Raw genomic sequence first — 18359 nt, 5'->3', positions numbered from 1 at the left:
TATACTCTTTTCTTGTATGAGTTGGCCTCCGGCGCGGTCCGCCGGTCCGCGACCCGCGTCGAGCCAACCAGCCGCCTGTCAGGAGTTTCCTCGAATGCGGATCACGCTGAGTTCGGAAGAGGCTCAATTCCGCGACCGACTGCGGGAATGGCTCGCCGTGAACGTGCCGACCGCGCCGCCGCCGAAGTTCTACACGAGGGAACGACGCGACTACGACAGCGCCTGGCAACGCAGACTCTGGGACGGGGGCTACGGGGCGCTGGGCTGGCCCCGCGAGTACGGCGGGGGACCAGTCACCGTCAGAGAGCGGATGATCTTTCAAGAGGAGTTGGCCCGGGCTGGCGCGCCGGACGTCGGCTGCCTGTTCATCGCGCTCAACCACGCCGGCCCGACGCTGTTGGCCCGGGGGACGGAGCAGCAGAAGGCTCGGCACATCGAGCCGATCCTGCGCGGCGATCAGCTCTGGTGCCAGGGTTTCAGCGAGCCCGAGGCCGGATCCGACCTGGCGGCCATCCGCACGACGGGCGAGGTGCTCGCCGACCGCGTGGTGGTCAACGGGCGGAAGATCTGGACCAGCTACGGACACCTGGCCGACTACTGCGAGCTTCTGGTCCGCACCGACCGGCGGGCGGAGCGGCACCGTGGCCTCACCTGGCTGATCCTGGACATGCGCTCGTCCGGTCTCGACGTCCGGCCAATTAGGACACTCACCGGAAATCCCCGGTTCTGCGAGGTGGTCCTGGACAACGTCGAGGTGCCCATCGACAACGTCGTCGGTGAGGTGCACGAGGGCTGGCGAGTGGCCATGACGACGCTCGGCTTCGAGCGCGGCTCGGGCATGCTCGGCCGCCAGGTCCGTACCCTGCGCCGCATCGAGGAGTTGCGCGAGTTCGCGCGGGAGAACGGCGCTCACGACGACCCCGTGCTGCGGTCGCGGATCGAAGCCTGCGTGCGCGACGCCCACGTCATGCGCGCCATGTGCTATCTGAGCGTCGCCGCGCCCTCGCCCCGGGACGGGGACGGCTCCCTGCTGCGGGTTTTTCACTCCGAACTTGTCATCCGGATCACCCGGCTCGCGATGGACATTCTTGGCGAGGACGCGTCGACGGTCAACGGCTGGACCACGGAGTACCTCAACGAGCTGCGCAGCAAGGTGACCGCCGGAACGCTGGACATCCAGCGCAACATCATTGGGGAGCGACTGTTGGGTCTGCCGAAATGACCGCGACGGAGCCGGCCGTCGACGCCGACCTGCACATACTGGCTGAGGCGACGCACGACGTGTTGACGAGCCAATCGGCCGGTGGCCTCTGCGTCGAGGTGGAGGCCGGCGACGCGAGTCCCGGCGAGCGCCTGTGGCGGCTCGCGGTCGAGCTGGGGTGGCCGGGCATCGGGCTCGACGAGGCTCGTGGCGGGTCGGGCGGCGGCCCGGCCGAGCTGACGGTCCTGTTCGAACAGTTTGGACGGTGGCTCGCGCCCGGTCCTTTCCTCGGTAGCTGCCTGTACTCCGCCGCCCTCTCCCTCGCCGGCGACGCCGTGGCGCCGGCCGGGCTCCTGGCGGCGAGTGGCCTTGGATTCGCACCGGCTCCCTCGGTGGTGGCCGTCCCGGTCGACGGCGGCCAGCGAGCGGTCCTGACCGGAGTCAGCCGCGTGTACCAGATGCCCGGCACGGCCGGGGGTTGTCTGGTGTTCACCCGCGACGCGGTCCACCTGGCGGATCCCGGTGACGGCGCGGTCCGGTTCACCGCGGTGGAGTCACTGGACCCCGGCTGCCCGGTCCATGAGGCGCGGTTCGCCGGCCACCACGCCCGGATCCTGCTCACCGGCGAGTCCGCGCGGCGGCTCACGCTCTGGGCGCACCTGCTCATCGCCTCGTCGGCGGTCGGCATCTGCGGGCGGATGCTGGAGGTCGCCGTGGAGTACGCCAAGACGCGTACCCAGTTCGGCAAACCGATCGGGGCGTTCCAGGCGGTCAAGCACCGCTGCGCGCAGATGGCCGTGCGGGAAAGGGCGGCGCGGGCGGCGGTCTTCTACGCGGCGGCACACGTCGACGCGGAACTCGCCGAACTGAGCCCGCTGGTCGGCGCCGCGGCGTCGGTGACCGGTGCCGCGGCGGCCCGCAACGCGGAGGACTGCCTGGAGACCCACGGCGCGATGGGACACACGTGGGAGTTCGTGGGACACCGCTACCTGAAGCGTGCCTATCTGCTGCGGGCCATGAACCTCGCCCTCGGCCGGCTCGCCGCCGGACCGACCGATCCGCCCGGTGAGGAGGATCTATGACCAGCCCCGGACAGTCAGAGCCGCCCACGCTGCTGGACGCCTTCCTCCACCGGGCCGAGGCCGACCCGGACGCCGAGTTTCTCATCCCGCTCTCCGGCGAACCGGTGACCTACGGAACGGCGCTGCACCGGTCGCGGCGCCTGGCGGCGTGGCTGCGCGCCTCAGGCGTGCGGCAAGGTGACCGGATCGGCCTGCACCTGCGCAACGACGAGAACTGGCCGATCGCGACCTTCGCGGTGTGGATGCTCGGCTGCGAGGCCGTCGTGCTGGGCTCCCTGCTCCGTCCCGCGGAGCTGCGCGCGCTCGTCGGCGAGGCCGGTCCGGCGCTGCTGCTCACCGGCGACGAGGAGGTGCGCGCGGACGACGTCGGGATACCCGTCGCACTGCTCGGGCCGGACCTGTACGCGTCCGGCCCCGGCAGCCCCGAGCCGGACCTCGCGCGCGTCACTCCCGATCCCGGCGGGGTCGCCTGCGTCTTCTGCACCTCCGGCACCACGGGGACACCGAAGCTGGTACCGCACACGCACGCCGACCTCGCCGGGGCGGCCCGGCAGATGGCGAGCGTCTACCCGTCCCGGCCCGGTTTCCGGACGACCGCGGCGCCACCGCGCGTCCCGCCCGGCGTCATCTTCTACCCGTTCGGGCACGTGGCCGCCTACCACGCCTTCGCCTTCCGGCTGTGGGTCGGGCGGCGCATGGTGCTGGTGCCGAAGTTCAGCGTCGAGGCGTTCGCCGCCGTGCTGGCCCGCTATCCGGTGGATGCCCTCCAGTTGGTACCGGCCATGTTGCACGCCCTGGTCACCACCGAGAAGGAGATCGACCTGAGCGGTGTGCGATACGTGACGGCCGGCACCGCCCCGCTCACCGCCGAGGTCCGGCAGGCGTTCGAGAGGCGCTATGGAGTACCGATCCTGCAGACCTACGGCTCGACCGAAGCGGGTCCGGTGGCCCACGTGCGGTACCGGGACATCGTGGAGGGGCGGCATCCGGCGGGCTCCGTCGGCCGTCCCGCGCCCGACGTGGAGGTGCGGATCAACGGGGAGACCGGCACGCCGGCGCGGACCGGGGATGACGGCGAGATAGTCGTACGCCGCGGCGGGCCGGACGGTAGATGGGTGCGCACCGGTGACGTCGGCCGGATGGACGCCGACGGCTTCCTCTTCGTCACCGGGCGGATCAGCGACATGCTGATCGTCGGCGGCTTCAACGTCTTCCCGTCGGACGTGGAACAGGCGATCCGCGCCACCGGGCTGGTCCGGGACGTGGTGGTGGTGGCCCGCCCGGACGACCGGCTCGGCGAGGTACCGGTGGCCGGGGTCGTCTGGGCGGACCGGTCGGCCGAGGCGGAGCTGGTCCACCGGCTGCGCGGGACACTGGCCCACTACAAGGTGCCGAGGGAGTTCCGCGCCATCGACGAGGTGCCGCTGACACCTCGTGGCAAGGTGGACCGGCTCGCCGCGGCTGAACTTCTCCGGGTACCCGCTGGACCGGCGGGGCGGCGGCCGTGACCGCGCGTGAGGGGGGCGGAGCGGGCGACATGCCATCGCCGTCAGGGGCGGAGCGTGGGGTTCCGCCCACTGACGCACGTGCCCGGTTCCTGGCCGCCGAAAGCTTGGGGGACCTGCGCCGCGCGGTGCGTGACTGGCTGGAGGCCGAGCTTCCGGCGGCCTGGGTCGCCGCCGTGCACGCCGGCGAGCAGGAACGGCTGCGCGCGGCCCGAGCCGGGCTCGACGAGGCCCGGTGGTGGGCCGCCATGGCCGCTTGCGGCCTGGCCGTGCCGACCTGGCCGGTGGCGTACGGCGGCCTCGGCATGGGCGCCGAGCAGGCCGGCACCATCGGGGCGGCGTTGCGCGACTACAAGACGCCCCGATCGCGCAACCCGATCGGCCTCAACATGGTCGCACCGGCGCTGCTGCGCTGGGGGAGTGAGGAACAGCGGCACCGGTACCTGCCCGGGATCGCCAGCCAACAGCAGATCTGGTGCCAGTTGTTCAGCGAGCCGGGAGCCGGGTCGGACCTCGCCTCGCTGGCCACCAGGGCCGAGCGCCGCGGCGACGGCTGGGTGGTGAGCGGGCAGAAGGTCTGGACCAGCCTGGGGCACCTGGCCTCGATGGGGCTTCTGCTCGCCCGCACCGACCCGGAGGTGCCCAAGCACGCCGGCATCTCGGTGTTCTGCGTACCCATGTCTTCGCCGGGAGTCACGGTCCGGCCGCTGCGGCAGATCACGGGTGACGCGGAGTTCAACGAAGTGTTCCTGGACGAGGTCGAGGTGCCGGACGGCGACCGGCTCGGCGGGCTGGGCGAGGGCTGGAGCATCGCCCGCCGCGTCCTGGCCCACGAACGGGTCTCCGACTCCGGCGCCGGCGTGCTGCCTGGCGTGATCGCCGGTCGCTCGGTGGCCGAGCTGATCCGCCGGTACGGCGAATCCGTCGACCCGCAGTCGCGGCACCGGCTGGCCCGCGCGTGGATCGACGAGGAGGCGCTGCGGCTCACGATCGAACGCTCGCGCCAGGCGCGGGCCGGCGACGGCACCGCACGGGTCGACGGCGCGGTGACGAAGATGCTCCGCACCGCCCATAGCCAGGCGCTGCAGGACCTCGCCCTCGACCTGGACGGAACGGATGCGGTGGCCTGGGCCGACGACGACCGTTGGCGAGCCAACACGGCGTGGTCGTACCTGCGCGTACAAGCCCGCTCGATCGCCGGAGGCACCAGCCAGATCACCCGCAACGTGATCGGTGAGCGCGTGCTCGGGCTGCCCCGGGAGCCGTCGGCCGATCGTGACGTCCCCTGGAACCGCGTCCGAAGGTCAGGGCCATGAGCGCCGCCGCGGCCGGCTGGCGCGTGGACTCCGCCGCGTACCGCCGACAGTACCGCCGAGAGAACAGGGAGCGGCCATGACATCCACGGCATCCGACAGCGCTGAGGAACTGATCGTCGAGCGCGACGGCGCCGTCGTGATCCTCACGCTGAACCGTCCACATCGGATGAACGCACTCGGTGAGGACCTGCACCACCGGCTCCAGCGGGTCTGGCGGGAGCTGTCCGAGGACCCGGAGTGCCGGGCGGTCGTGGTGACCGGCGCGGGGGAGCGGGCGTTCTGCACGGGAATGGACCTGGCGGAGAACGCGCGGCGTGGCGGTGTGAGACAGGACAGCGCCGCAGCGACCGATGTCCGGGACGCGGGCAAGGTCACCGCGCTGCGCAACGGCAGCCTCCTTCCCGTGGTCGTCGCGGTCAACGGCGTGTGCGCGGGCGCCGGCCTGCACTTCGTCGCCGATGGCGATGTGGTCATCGCCGCCGACCGGGCCACGTTCACCGACACGCACGTGTCCGTCGGCCAGGTGGCCGCGTTGGAGCCGATCCTGCTGGCACAGCGGATCGGCGCCGGCAACGCACTGCGGCTGGCGGTGATGGGACGGGCGTTGCGACTCTCCGCGACCGAGGCGCTGGCCATCTCGCTCGTCCACGAGGTGGTGCCGCAAGACCGGCTGCGCGAGCGCGCCCTTCAGGTGGCACACGCCATCGCGGCGAACTCCCCGGCCGCCGTCCGGGCCAGCAAGCTCGCCATCTGGCGGTCACTCGGCCTTCCGCCGCTGGCCGGGCTGCAGGCCGGCTGGGAACTGGTGCGCGAGCACTGGGGCCATCCGGACAGCAAGGAGGGACCGAAGGCGTTCATGGAGAAACGCCAGCCGTCCTGGGCGCCGTCCCCGGCCGGGTCGGTAGACGTTCTGTCCCATTAGGACGGTGGTCGCGGCATGAACATGAGGATGAGGGCACATGACGGATAACGAGGCGGTGGCCTTCGGTCCGCCGATCGAGTCCGACCCGGTCGTGGCCGGAAGGCCGCTGACCCTGCCCGGGTTGCTCGCCGAGGCCGCCGCTCGATACGGCGCCGCCGACGCGGTGGTGGAGCCCGGTCGCCGGATCACGTTCGGACAGTTGCTCGACCGCTCCGCGGTCCTGGCCGCGCAACTGGGAGCGATCGGCATCCGGCCGGGCGACCGCGTCGGCGTTCTCGTGCCCAACGGTGTGGACTTCCCGGTGGCGCTCTTCGGCGTGGCGCGGGCCGGCGCCGTGGCGGTCCTGATGAACACCTTTTCGGCGGGGCCGGAGCTGGAGTCTCTGCTCGCGCGGAGCCGGGCGGCGGCGCTTGTCGTACGCACCGTCGACGCGGCCGAACCGGTGCGGGCACTGGCACGCGACCTGCGGACCGGTGGGCCGGACAGCCGCGCGGAGGGCTGGCAGGCGGCCGCCGATTCCCGGTATCCGCACCTGCGGTCCCTGCTGACCGTGGCCGAGACGGGCACGCACGCCCGGCCGCCGTCGCCGGGTCCGCGGCCCAGCCAAGAGGTGCCGGTGGGCCAGGACGACGACGCGGTGATCCTCTACACGTCGGGGACGACAGCGACGCCCAAGGCCGTCGTGCACCGGCACCGCTCGGCGTGCATCCAGAGTTACCGGTGGGCCGACCTGCTCGCCATGCGTCCGGGCGAGCGGCTGTTGAGCATGTCCCCGCTGTTCTGGTCCTCGGGCCTGGTCAAGTCGCTCGGTTCCGCGCTCTCCAGCGGCGGCTGCCTGCTGACCATGCCGCGGTTCACCGCCGAGGGCGCGCTCGACCTGATCGAACGGGAGCGCGCCACGACGCTGATCGCTCCACCCCATCTGGACCAGCGGATGATCAACGTTGCGGGCTTCGCCCAGCGCGACCTGTCGTCGCTGCGCCGCGTGCACCGACGCAGCCCCCTGCGCGCCGCGTTGCGCCTGACGCACGAGTGGAATCCCGGAGGATACGGACTCTCCGAGACATTTACGCTGATCACCTCGTTTCCGGCCGAGGTGGAACCGGCCACCTTGCGGGGCTCGGAAGGCACCGTGCTGCCCGGCGCCGCGCTGCGCATCGTCGACCCGGCAACGGGCGCGGTCGCCGGTACCGACCAGGTCGGCCGGATCTGCGTGGGCGGTGTGACCCTCATGCGCGGCTACGACGGGATGCCCGACGCGCTCGACGCCGACGGCTACTTTCCGACCGGAGACCTGGGACGGCTCGACCACGGCGGGCGCTTGTACTTCAGCGGCCGCATGGACTCCGTGATCCGGTCCGGCGGCGCGAACCTGTCGCCGGCGGAGGTCGAGAGCGCCCTCACCGGCTGGCACCGGATCGTCCGCTCGGCGGTGGTGGCGCTGCCGCACCCGGGCCACGGCCAGGTGCTGGTGCTGTGCTGCACACCGGCCGACCCGTCGGTCACCGAAGGCGAGGTGCTGGACTTCCTGCGCGCCCGGCTGGCGAGATACAAGGTGCCCCGGAGGGTGGTGCTGCTGGACGAGCACGACTTCCGCTTCACGGCCACGCACAAGGTCGACCTTCGACACGCCCGCGGTCTCGCCGTACGGCGAATCGTCGCGACCGGTGACGATCCGCGGTGGGCGGCGATGCTGGAGGAGGAGCGGGATGCGAGCTGACACGACCGCCAGCGTGCTGGTCCTGGACGAGGAGCAGCGGGCGATAGCACAGACCGTCCGCGAGTTCGTCGCCCAGGAGGAGCCGGTGTCAGCGGTCCGAGAGCGGATCGAGTCGGGCTCGTACGACCCGGCGGTCTGGCGCCGGGCTGCGGCGCTCGGCCTGCCGGGGATCGCCCTGCCCGCGGAGTACGGCGGCGCTGGCCTGGGAGCGGTGGAGATGGCGGCCGTGTTCGAGGCGGCGGGGGAGCACCTTGCCCTGCCCGCCCTGCTGCCCACGGTCGGGTTCGTCGGCACCGCGCTGGTCGAGGTGGACGGGCTGGGAGCCTGTCCCGACGTGGTGCGGGGAATCGCCGCCGGAACGACGACGGCGGCACTGGTCCTGGGCGGGACGGGGACGCCCTACCAGGCCGCACCGGCGGCGCGGGCCCGGGCGCTCGGTGGGACGCCTCGCCTTTCCGGCCACGCCGGGGCGGTCACCGGTGCGGCGGAGGCGGACGTCCTGCTGGTCCTGGCCGAGGAGGAGGACGGGCCCGGCCTCTACCTGACACCGGGGGACGCGGACGGGGTGACCCGACGCCGACTGACCACGTTGGACCTGACCCGGCCCGTCGCCGAGGTACGCCTTCAGGACGCCCCGGCGGTCCGGGTCGCCGGCGGAGACGCGGTGGTCCGCGGCCTCTCCCGCGCACTCGCCACCGCGACCGTGCTGCTCGCCGCCGAACAGGTCGGCGCGGCATCGCGCTGCCTGGACATGAGCGTGGAGTACGCCCGTACGCGCGTGCAGTTCGGGCGTCCGATCGGCTCGTTTCAGGCCGTCAAGCACCTCTGCGCGGACATGCTCATCGCGCTGGAGGAGGCCCGCAGCGTCGTGTACCACGCCCGGTACCTGGCCGGGGAGTCAGACCCGGCGCTGCCGGCCGCGGCGAGCATGGCGAAGGTCAAGGCATCGGAGGCATTCCTGCGGATCGCCCGCTCCTGCCTCCAGGTGCATGGCGGCATCGGCTTCACCTGGGAGCACGACGCACACCTCTACCTGCGCCGGGCGAAGGCGTCCCAGCTGTCACTGGGCTCGCCCGCGGCCCACGTGGAGTTCCTCGCGGACCAGATCGGAGTACGCGTACCTGGTCCGGCGCTCGCGGGCAACGATTCGCTAAGGAGGCAATCGACGTGACCGACGTGGAGCACGACGACGAACAGCTGGTGCTGCTCGAACGTCCGGAACCGCACATCGCGGTGCTCAAACTCAACCGCCCGGAAAAGGCCAACGTCATCGCCTCCCCGGGAATGAACCGGCTGATCGCCAAGCATCTGCGGGAGGCGCAGGCGGACGACGAGATCAAGGTGGTGATCCTCGCCGGTGCGGGCAAGAACTTCTGCGGCGGTGAGGACATCAGCCACACCCCGATGGACGCCCGCACCAAACAGTCCGGCCGCCGCCCGCCCCAGTCCACACGGATACAGGGCATCAACGAGATCGAGAGCATCTGGGCGGACGAACTGCTGCTGGGAGACAAGACCGTCATCGCGGCCTGCCAGGGCGCGGCGATCGGGCTCGGGTTCCGGCTCGCCCTCTTCTGCGATCTGGTGATCGCCAGCTCGGACGCGTACTTCGGCCGACCGCAGAGCCGGATCGGATTGGCCGGCTTGGACATGGGGCTGCCCGTACTCCTGGCCCGGCTGGGCATCAACCGGGGCTACGAGCTGCTCGTCACCGGCCGTACGGCGACCGCCGAGGAGCTGCGCCAGTGGGGACTGATCAGCTCGGTCGTACCGCGCGAGGACCTGATGGACGAGGCGCTGCGGTACGCCCGTGCGGTCGCCGCGCACTCCACCGACGGCCTCATGATCGGCCGGCAGGCGATGAAGATGTTCTGGAACACGCAGGGCTTCGCACAATGGCGAAACTTCGCCAGCGTCGCCCATCCGCTCTTCACCAACCTGGTGTGGCGCGACGACGAGGTGAACCTGTTCCGCGAACGGGAGCGCGCGGGCTCGCCGCGCGAGGCGCTGGCCGCCGTCTACCAGCGCTGGGAAGACCTGGGATTCAAGTAGAGCCTTTGTGACACGAGGAGCCATCTGGCATGGGTGTGGAAATGACGGTCGAGGGGCCATGGGCGCAGGTGACCCTGGACTGGCCGGAGAAGCGGAACGCGCTGGCGCCGCCGGATGCGGTGCGACTGGCGGAGGCGCTGGTCGAGGCCGGCAAATGTGCGGTCAGCGCCGTGCTGCTGACCGGAAATGGAGCCTTCTGCTCCGGCGGCGACCTGCGTACCTTCGCCGAGATCGGGCGCGGCGGCGTCCCCGAGCAGATCGCCACGATCGTATACGGCAAGATCCAGGCGGTCGTACGGGCTTTGCGGGACTGCCCGGTGCCGACGATCGCCGCGGTCGACGGCGCGGCGGTGGGCCTTGGCATGGACCTCGCGCTCGCCTGCGACATGCGGTTCGTCGGTGAGCGCGGCTGGCTGCGGCAGGGCTGGGGGCGCGCCGGACTGATCGCGGCCGGCGGTGGTGGATTCTTTCTCGCCCAGCACGGGGACACTCTGCCCTGGACACTCCTGGCCAGTCAGGAACGGCTGGACAGCAGCCAGGCCGCCGCCCTGGGTCTGGCCGAGGCAGCCCCAGGTGAGGCCATCGCCGCCGCGAGGGCCCGCGCCCAGGAACTCGCCGAGGTGCCGGAGCAGGCGCTGCGCGGCTACGTCGCGCTGCATCGAAGCGTACGCTGGCCGCCCCAGAGTTACCTGGACGAATGCGCTCGCCGGCAGGCCGAGTTGATCTGCTCGGAGCAGTTCGGCGTGCGGGCCCGGGAAATTCTCGGCGCGGCATGAACGACACTCGCCGGCATACTCCCCAGGTGAGCCTCACAACGAGCGTTCTTGCGACAATCTCTGTTACCGGCGGGCTACCACCCGACAGAGACGAGGACGACCAATGGCTGAGCAAGCATCGGGCGGATACATCGATCGCGCGCGGGCCGATTGGGTGCCGGACTCACGAAAGCTCGCCGAGACGCTGGCCTTCCGCATCGGGCGGGACATCATTGCCGAGGGACAGCCCGCGGGCGCCATCTTCGGCTCCGAGCCCGAGCTGATCGCGCGATACGGCGTGAGCCGGGCGGTGTTCCGTGAGGCCGTGCGGATCATGGAGCACCACTCGGTCGCCACCATGAAGCGCGGCCCGCACGGCGGCATGGTGGTCAGCAAGCCGGACGCCCGCGCGGTGACCGCCGCGACCGCGTTGTTCCTGGAGCATGAGCAGGTAGCGCCGGCCCAGCTCTCCGAGACCCGCGCCGCCCTGGAGCTGCACGCCGTCGAGGCGCTCGCGACCGCGCGGCTCAGTGCGGAGCAGGTCGAGCGGCTCCGGGCGGCCGTGCGGCCTCCCGCGCTGACCGACGCGCCGCTGGAGTTCATCCGCTCCAACGACTTCCACAAGGTGATCTGCCAGCTGACCGGAAACAAGGCGTTGGAGTTGTTCGTCGACGTCCTGCGCACGTTGACGTCGTTCCACTCGATCGCGGTCGACCAGGAAACGTCGCCGGAACCGAGCGCACGCGTGGCGGAGGGTATCGCGCGGGCGCACGAGCGCATCGCGGAAGCCATCATCAGGCGTGACGCCGCGGCCGCCCGCGAGCACATGCGCAAGCACCTGCACACCATGACGGACTGGCTGCGCTGACGCGACGTAGCGGCTGGCCTTGGGCCGTCGCTCCAGCGCCATAGTGGACTGTCGTCCAAGGCGCCCAGCCCTGACACGCCCAGGCGGGCGGTGTGAGAACGGATCAGTGAGGTACGAGAATGCGCACACTCAGCGGACGCACCATGCTCATTTCCGGTGGCAGCCGGGGGATCGGGTTGGCGATCGCCACGCGCGCGGCCCGGGACGGAGCCAACGTGGCCCTGTTCGGCAAGACCGGGACGCCCCACCCGACGCTGCCCGGCACCGTGTACACCGCCGCGGAGGAGATCCGTCAGGCCGGAGGGCGGGTCCTGCCGATGGTCGCCGACGCACGGGACGCGGAACAGGTCGCCGAGGTGGTGGCCGCCACCGTCGCGGAGTTCGGCGGCATCGACATCTGCGTCAACAACGCCAGCGCCATCAACCTGCGCGGTGCTTCGGACGTGTCGCTGAAGAGCCTCGACCTGATGACGTCCATCAACATTCGCGGCACCGCCGTCCTGACCCAGCACTGCCTGCCTCACCTGCGCAGGTCGAGCAATGGACACATCCTGACCATGAGCCCGCCGCTGAACCTCAGCGAGCGCTGGCTTGGAGCGCACATCCCGTACACGGTCACCAAGTACGCGATGACGCTGTTCACGCTGGGCGTCGCCGAGGAGCTGCGATCGGCCGGCGTGGCGGCCAACTGCCTGTGGCCGCACACCCTCATCGGGACCGCGGCCGTCGCCAATCTGCTCGGTGGTGAGGAGGCGCTGGCCCGCTCCCGCACACCTGCGATCGTCGCCGAGGCCGCGTACGAGATCCTGAGCCGGGACAGCCGGGAGTTCACCGGGCGGAGCGTCATCGACGACGAGTTGCTCGCGTCCGCCGGCTTCGAAGATTTCTCGTCGTTCGCGGTGAGTCCGAATGGCCAGTTGGAGCTGGACCTCTTCGTCGACTCCGCACCCCTGCCGTGACGGTCCGGTGCTCTCGCCGAGACCGGAGCCGGCGCCTCCTTGCCCGATGCCAGGCCCCGCACGCCACCCGCGGCGCGCTACGCCGGATCAGCCGCCTCCGTTGACCTGTACGGCCGGGGCGGGATCGAGCCCGACCAGCTCGGCGAGACTGCCGAGCTGGTCGAGGTAGTGGGGGAGCGACCCGTGCTCGACCACGGCGGTGATCATGGTCGCGCCAGCCTCGCCGAGCGCGCCGACCTGGTCCAGTGTCCGCTGCGGTTCGGCGATCGGGTCGAGTGGCGATTCGGGCCGGACGACCACCTCGAACCCCGGCGGCGGGTCCACCGCCCCCAGCAACGCGCGGAGGCGGTCCAGGCCGACCCCCAGCGCGACCGTCCAACCATCCGCGAAGGCGACCGCCCGTCGTACGGCGGCGAGGCTCGAACCGCCGACCCACAGCGGGATCCGCTTCTGGAGCGGAGCCGGATCCAGGATCAAGCCGCTGAAGCTGTAGTAGTCACCGGCGTAGGCCGGTTCCGGTGTCGACAACGCGACCCGAAGCGCGCGAATCGCGTCGTCCGCCCGGCGACCCCGGCCAGCGAACGGAGCGCCCAGGAGGTCGAACTCCGCACGTAGCGTCCCGATGCCGACCCCCAGGATCACCCGCCCACCGCTGACCCGGTCCAACGTGCCGTACCGCTTCGCCAGCGCCAGTGGATGGTGGTAGCCGAGGACGAGCACGTTGGTCGCCAGCCTGATCCGACTCGTGCGGGCGGCCAGGAAGCCGAAGGTGGCCAGCGGATCCCAGTACGTGGTGCCACGCTCGGCGCCGCTCCACGTGGTGGCACCGCGAGGGACAGCGACATGCTCGCCGCACGTCAGGTGGTGGTAGCCCAGACGGTCGGCGTGAACGGCGACAGCGGCCACCTCGTCGATACCGGCGTGGCGTTCCCACTCCGCCGAGCGTCCCCGCGCGAATGCGACCACCGGCGTAGATACACCAACCAGCATTCAGCCACTATAGAAGAAGAGTATCCTAAATTGGCTGGAGTGCTCCCGGCGGTCGGTGTCTCGCCCCGGCCCCGCACACCGTCCACACCGACCTGGCGCTGCCACTCTCCCTGCCCGGTGCGTCGCATCGGCGTGCATGGCCGGACTCGGCGCGTCAGCGCTTCGCGAGGAAGGGTTTCAATCCACAGCGGCCGGGCCGACGAAAAGGGGGAGCGAATGCCCCCTCCATCTTCAACCTATAGCAGGGCGGGGGTCTTGCGGCAAGACCCCCGCCGTGCCGCAGAATCGTCGGCCGAGGCCACAACCTGCGGAAACGGGGGCGGAGATGTCTCGCCGTGGGGCGACTCGCAGGGGCAATGAGATGAGGACGTGCCGGACCGGAAATTCGACAGAACGCGAAACGTCGGTGAATCGACCGGCCAGTGCAGTACAACGGATTACGGCTGCCTCGGAGGTATCGCAGTGATCGAGCAGTATGTGTTGGGTCTCGACGAGGTCGACGAGATGCGGGTCGCGGTCGTCGGTGGCAAAGGGGCGCACCTCGGGGGACTGTCGCGGATCGAAGGCATCCACGTGCCGGCTGGCTTCTGCGTGACGACGGCGGCCTTCCGGCGGATCCTGGTGGACGTGCCGTCGATGGACGAGCGGCTTGATCAGCTGTCGCGCCTGAGCCCGGATGACCGGGAGGCGATCCGCACGTTCAGCGCGGAGATCCGCCGGGAGATCGAAGAGGTCGCCATCCCTGACGATCTCGCGGCGGCGATCATCGGCGCCCTCGCCCCGCTCGGCGAGCACGCCGCCTACGCCGTGCGATCCAGCGCGACGGCGGAGGACCTGCCGACGGCCTCCTTCGCCGGCCAGCAGGACACCTACCTGAACGTGGTGGGCCCGGCCGCGATCCTGCGGCACGTCAGCCGGTGCTGGGGATCAGTGTTCACCGAGCGGGCCGTGACCTACCGTCAGCGCAACGGCATCGACCACCGGAAGGTCCACATGGCCGTGGTCGTGCAGCGGATGGTCTTCCCGCAGGCGGCCGGCATCCTGTTCACGGCCGACCCCGTCACGTCCAACCGGAGGGTCGCCTCGGTGGAGGCCAGCTTCGGTCTCGGCGAGGCACTGGTCTCCGGCCGGGTAAACGCGGACGTCTTCAAGGTGCGCGACGGCGAGGTGGTCGCCAAGGCGGTCGCCACCAAGCAGTTCGCCATCCACGCCGCGCCGGCCGGTGGGACGCGGGACGTGCCGATCGCCGAGGAGCGGCAGGAGCAGCCCGCGCTGACCGATGCTCAGGTCCTGCGGCTGGCGCAGCTCGGCCGGCGGATAGAGGAGCACTTCGGCCGCCCCCAGGACATCGAATGGTGCCTGGTCGACGATGACTTCCAGATCGTCCAGAGCCGGCCGATCACCACCCTCTTTCCCATCCCGGCGGTCGACGACGGCGACAACCACGTCTACGTTTCCGTCGGTCACCAGCAGATGATGACCGACGCCATGAAGCCCCTCGGGCTGTCCTTCTGGCAGATGACGACGCCCCGGCCGATGGCCGAGGCGGGCGGGCGGCTGTTCGTCGACGTCACCCCGATCCTGGCCGCGCCGGCGAGCCGTGCCGGCCTCGCGGAGGCGCTGGGCAAGTCCGATCCGCTGATCGGGGACGCACTGCGGAGTGTCCTCGATCGCGAAGACTTCATCCGGTCGGTCCCGGACGAGGGCCCCGCCTGGACGCCGCCGGGCAGCGGCGCGTCCGCCCCGATCGAGACCGATCCGGCCATCGTCACCGAGCTGATCGAGCGCAGCCAGGCCTCCATAGCCGCCGTGCGGCGCGACATCCTGCCCAGGTCCGGACCGGCTCTGCTCGACTACATCCTGGCGGACATCCAGGAGCTGAGGCGGGTCCAGTTCGATCCGCGGGGCCTTCAGGTGATCGTGGCGGCGATGGAGGCCACGTGGTGGCTCAACGATCAGCTGCACGCGTGGCTGGGCGAGAGGAACGCCGCCGACACGCTCACGCAGTCCGTCCCCCACAACGTCACGGCCGAGATGGGGCTGGCGCTGCTGGACGTCGCCGACGTGATCCGCCCGCATCCGGAGGTGGTGGCCTTCCTGCACGACGTCGAGGACGACGGCTTCCTGGACGAGCTGGCCAAGCTCGAGGGCGGGCCCGAAGCGCGGGACGCCATCCAGGCGTTCCTCGACCTGTACGGCATGCGCTGCGTGGGCGAGATCGACATCACGAGGCCGCGTTGGAGTGAACGCCCCACCACGCTCGTGCCCCTGATCCTCGGCAACATCAGAAACTTCGAGCCGGGGGCCGGCAAGCGCCGCTTCGAGCAAGGGCGGCGGGAGGCGCGGAAGAAGGAACAGGAGGTACTGGAGCGCTTGCGGGCGCTGCCGGACGGGGAGCACAAAGCCGACGAGGCCAAGCGGATGATCGACCGGGTCCGGACCTTCAGCGGTTACCGGGAGCATCCGAAGTACGGCATGGTCAGCCGCTACTTCGTCTACAAGCAGGCCTTGCTCAAGGAGGCCGAGCGCCTCGTGCGGGGCCACGTCCTTCGTGACAAGGAGGACATCTTCTACCTCAGGTTCGAGGAACTGCACGACGTCGTGCGCACGAACCAGGTGGACTACCAGCTCGTCGACCAGCGTAAGGACGCCTTCAGGTCGTACGAGGCGCTCACGCCGCCCCGGGTGCTCACGTCCGACGGCGAGGTCATCGCCGGGGCGTACCGGCGCGACGACGTGCCGACCGGCGCGCTGATCGGCCTACCGGTCTCCGCCGGGACCGTCGAAGGGCGGGCCCGCGTCATCCTGGACATGGCACAGGCCGATCTCGAACCGGGCGACATCCTCGTCACGGCCCACACGGACCCCAGCTGGACGCCCCTGTTCGTCGCCGTCGCAGGCTTGGTGACGGAGGTCGGAGGATTGATGACCCACGGCGCGGTGATCGCACGGGAGTACGGCTTGCCGGCCGTCGTCGGCGTGGTGGACGCTACCCGGCTGATCCCCGACGGCCAGCGGATCCGCGTGCACGGGACCGACGGGTACATCGAGATCCTGCCCTGACCCACTACTCAGCCTACCGACGTGCCCGACGGGCACCGCGTATCCGTGCCACCGCGATCGCCGGCAGCCTGACCTGTTGTCCCACGGGCAACAGGTAGAGCAGCAGCGCCCCGCTCATCGCGAAGCCGAACGTGACCAGCTCCAGGACGACCGCGATACCGACATGGAACGCCAGCCCGGCGACGAGCAGTACGCGGCGCAACCCGGGAGGCAACAGCCGGGCCAGGGCCAGGGCGAACTCCAGCACCAGCACCGACCAGGTGAACAGCGTCACCCCCACCGCGGAACTGGTGACCACATCGGCCAGCGGGCGCAGGAGGGCGGGCGGTGACGACCGGGTGAAGCGGGCCGACCTGGGCTGTCAGGTCTCGTCAGGTCTGTGCGGCCTCGCCGCTTCTCGTTGGCTGGTATGCGCGCCTGCCGTACGCGGGGAGCAGCGGATTTCAATCCGCTGCAATTCGGCTTCAAGCGTGCCGTGACAGGGTCTGCCGGTCTCGAACACGGGCGACGTAGGGCTCGCGTGAGGAAACCGACGAGCTTCGCCCGCGAACCCACGGAGGAATGGGAATGCGAAGGATGCTGCGAAGACTGGCCGCGGTGGTGATCGTGCCGCTAGCTCTGCTCGTCGGCCCGCTCGCGGTGACACCGGCGGTGGCTGCCGCGACGGCCACCACGGCCGCGACGCCGGGAGACCCGCCGCTGGCCGAGTACCCCGGTCTGGCGTCGCGCGAGATGCCACGGACCTTCGCCGTGAGTACCACACCTGTTCCGTGCGCGAGCAATGGATCCGACAAGGACCTGACCCGCGCGCAGGTGATCAACCGTGCGCGGAGTTGGGTCAGCGTCGGCATCCCGTACAGCCAGGTGCGGTGCTATCGCAACTCGTACGGCGACTACCGCACGGACTGCTCCGGGTTCGTCGCCATGGCGTGGGGCCTCGGCGGCTCGGGCAGCGCGTTCTGGACCGGCAACCTGATGAACCGGGCTTCCCAGATCGCCCGCTCCAGCCTGAAGCCGGGCGACGCGCTCCTGCGGCACACCGGCGACCCGAGCGAGAACCACGTGGCGCTGTTTGTCGAGTGGGCCAACTCCGCGCGCACCGAGCCGGTCGTGATGGAGCAGACCGGCAGCCGGGACACCATCCAGCGCACCTGGTCCGCGGACTACGCCGGGCTCTACACGCCGATCCGCTACGACAACATCCTCGAAGAGCCCAAGCCGGATCCGCAGGTTTCGGTGGCCCGGTTGGGCGACTTCACCGGTGACGCGCGCAGCGATGTCGTGGCTCAGTACGGCAGTGGTGAGCTGCGGGCGTGGCGGTCGACGGGGGATCTGACTCAGGACCAGTTGCTGGCGCCCGGCAGCGGGGTCCGTATCGGCACCGGTTGGACCACCGGCAATGTGCAGCGCATCGTGGTGGGTGACTTCACTGGTGACGGTCGGGATGACGTCGTCGGTCAGTTCGCCGATGGTGAGTTGCGGGCGTGGCGGTCCACCGGCACGCTGGCCGAGGACCAGCTTCTCGCCCCCGCCAGCGGAGTGCGTGTCGGCACGGGTTGGAGTGCCGGCAATGTGCAGCGCATCGTGGTGGGTGACTTCACTGGTGACGGTCGGGATGACATCGTCGGTCAGTTCGCCGATGGTGAGTTGCGCGCCTGGCGTTCGACGGGTGACCTGACCGAAGACAAGCTCTTCGCGCCGGGCAGTGGGGTGCGGATCGGTACTGGTTGGACGGTCGGCAATGTGCGGCGGATCCTTGTCGGTGACTTCACCGGTGACGGCAAGGATGACATCGTCGGTCAGTTTGCCGATGGTGAGTTGCGGGCGTGGCGTTCGACCGGCACCTTGGCCGAGGATCAGCTTCTGGCCCCGGGCAACGGCGTGCGGATCGGCACGGGGTGGACCACCGGCAATGTGCAGCGGATT

15 protein-coding genes are annotated in these 18359 nt (G+C 70.6%); 13 read left to right on the top strand and 2 right to left on the bottom strand.

Translation table 11 applies throughout. The annotated features are described in order from the left end of the window. Nucleotides 1-94 precede the first annotated feature (94 nt). The 11 genes from ACFFIA_RS37920 (at nucleotide 95) to ACFFIA_RS37870 (ending at nucleotide 12380) form a co-directional block, all read left to right on the top strand. Nucleotides 95-1222 (top strand): acyl-CoA dehydrogenase family protein, encoded by a 1128-nt coding sequence (locus ACFFIA_RS37920; protein ID WP_377260960.1) that lies wholly within the window; start codon nucleotides 95-97, stop codon nucleotides 1220-1222. Then, the gene (locus ACFFIA_RS37915; protein ID WP_377260958.1) at nucleotides 1219-2283 is read left to right on the top strand and encodes an acyl-CoA dehydrogenase family protein; all 1065 of its coding nucleotides are present in this window, start codon (nucleotides 1219-1221) and stop codon (nucleotides 2281-2283) included. Before ACFFIA_RS37920 ends, ACFFIA_RS37915 begins: the two co-directional genes overlap by 4 nt. After that, nucleotides 2280-3791 (top strand): class I adenylate-forming enzyme family protein, encoded by a 1512-nt coding sequence (locus ACFFIA_RS37910; protein ID WP_377260956.1) that lies wholly within the window; start codon nucleotides 2280-2282, stop codon nucleotides 3789-3791. The genes ACFFIA_RS37915 and ACFFIA_RS37910 overlap by 4 nt, the downstream gene beginning before the upstream one ends. A 29-nt stretch (nucleotides 3792-3820) precedes the next feature. Further along, entirely contained in the window at nucleotides 3821-5104 is a 1284-nt protein-coding gene (locus tag ACFFIA_RS37905; protein WP_377260954.1) for an acyl-CoA dehydrogenase family protein, read from the top strand. Nucleotides 5105-5180: 76 nt separating this feature from the next. After that, nucleotides 5181-6026, top strand: coding sequence for an enoyl-CoA hydratase/isomerase family protein (locus ACFFIA_RS37900; RefSeq protein ID WP_377260951.1), 846 nt, complete (start codon nucleotides 5181-5183; stop codon nucleotides 6024-6026). A 37-nt stretch (nucleotides 6027-6063) separates the two neighbouring features. Further along, entirely contained in the window at nucleotides 6064-7746 is a 1683-nt protein-coding gene (locus ACFFIA_RS37895; RefSeq protein WP_377260948.1) for a class I adenylate-forming enzyme family protein, read from the top strand. After that, a complete protein-coding gene (locus ACFFIA_RS37890) occupies nucleotides 7736-8917 on the top strand; it encodes an acyl-CoA dehydrogenase family protein (RefSeq protein ID WP_377260945.1) in 1182 nt (393 codons plus the stop codon). Before ACFFIA_RS37895 ends, ACFFIA_RS37890 begins: the two co-directional genes overlap by 11 nt. Further along, a complete protein-coding gene (locus ACFFIA_RS37885; protein WP_377260943.1) occupies nucleotides 8914-9798 on the top strand; it encodes an enoyl-CoA hydratase/isomerase family protein in 885 nt (294 codons plus the stop codon). Before ACFFIA_RS37890 ends, ACFFIA_RS37885 begins: the two co-directional genes overlap by 4 nt. 29 nt (nucleotides 9799-9827) lie before the next feature. Then, nucleotides 9828-10574: an enoyl-CoA hydratase/isomerase family protein gene (locus ACFFIA_RS37880; RefSeq protein ID WP_377260940.1), complete on the top strand. Its 747-nt coding sequence runs from the start codon at nucleotides 9828-9830 to the stop codon at nucleotides 10572-10574. A gap of 103 nt (nucleotides 10575-10677) precedes the next feature. Further along, complete coding sequence (locus ACFFIA_RS37875) at nucleotides 10678-11421, top strand: FadR/GntR family transcriptional regulator (RefSeq protein WP_377260938.1); 744 nt, start codon at nucleotides 10678-10680, stop codon at nucleotides 11419-11421. A 119-nt stretch (nucleotides 11422-11540) separates the two neighbouring features. Continuing rightward, on the top strand, nucleotides 11541-12380 hold the full coding sequence (locus ACFFIA_RS37870) for an SDR family oxidoreductase (protein ID WP_377260936.1): 840 nt from the start codon (nucleotides 11541-11543) through the stop codon (nucleotides 12378-12380). Between the two features lie 87 nt (nucleotides 12381-12467). On the opposite strand, the gene ACFFIA_RS37865 is transcribed toward ACFFIA_RS37870, so the two are convergent. Next, entirely contained in the window at nucleotides 12468-13370 is a 903-nt protein-coding gene (locus ACFFIA_RS37865; RefSeq protein WP_377260932.1) for a TIGR03619 family F420-dependent LLM class oxidoreductase, read from the bottom strand. Nucleotides 13371-13832: 462 nt separating this feature from the next. Between ACFFIA_RS37865 and rph the strand changes: the two genes are divergently transcribed. Continuing rightward, the gene (gene rph / locus ACFFIA_RS37860; protein WP_377260930.1) at nucleotides 13833-16433 is read left to right on the top strand and encodes a rifamycin-inactivating phosphotransferase; all 2601 of its coding nucleotides are present in this window, start codon (nucleotides 13833-13835) and stop codon (nucleotides 16431-16433) included. A gap of 13 nt (nucleotides 16434-16446) precedes the next feature. Here the strand turns inward: rph and ACFFIA_RS37855 are convergent, their stop codons facing one another. Beyond that, nucleotides 16447-16731 carry an HTTM domain-containing protein gene (locus ACFFIA_RS37855; protein WP_377260928.1) on the bottom strand — a complete coding sequence of 95 codons (285 nt, stop codon included), beginning with the start codon at nucleotides 16729-16731 and terminating at the stop codon, nucleotides 16447-16449. A gap of 278 nt (nucleotides 16732-17009) precedes the next feature. Between ACFFIA_RS37855 and ACFFIA_RS37850 the strand changes: the two genes are divergently transcribed. After that, on the top strand, nucleotides 17010-18359 hold a 1350-nt coding region (locus ACFFIA_RS37850; protein ID WP_377260926.1), incomplete at its 3' end, for a C40 family peptidase.

This window comes from Phytohabitans kaempferiae (assembly GCF_042433955.1).
GTDB classification, from domain to species: Bacteria; Actinomycetota; Actinomycetes; order Mycobacteriales; family Micromonosporaceae; genus Phytohabitans; species Phytohabitans kaempferiae.
The sequence above is the reverse complement of the archived record's forward strand: the minus strand, read 5'-3'. Positions and strand labels throughout refer to the sequence as shown.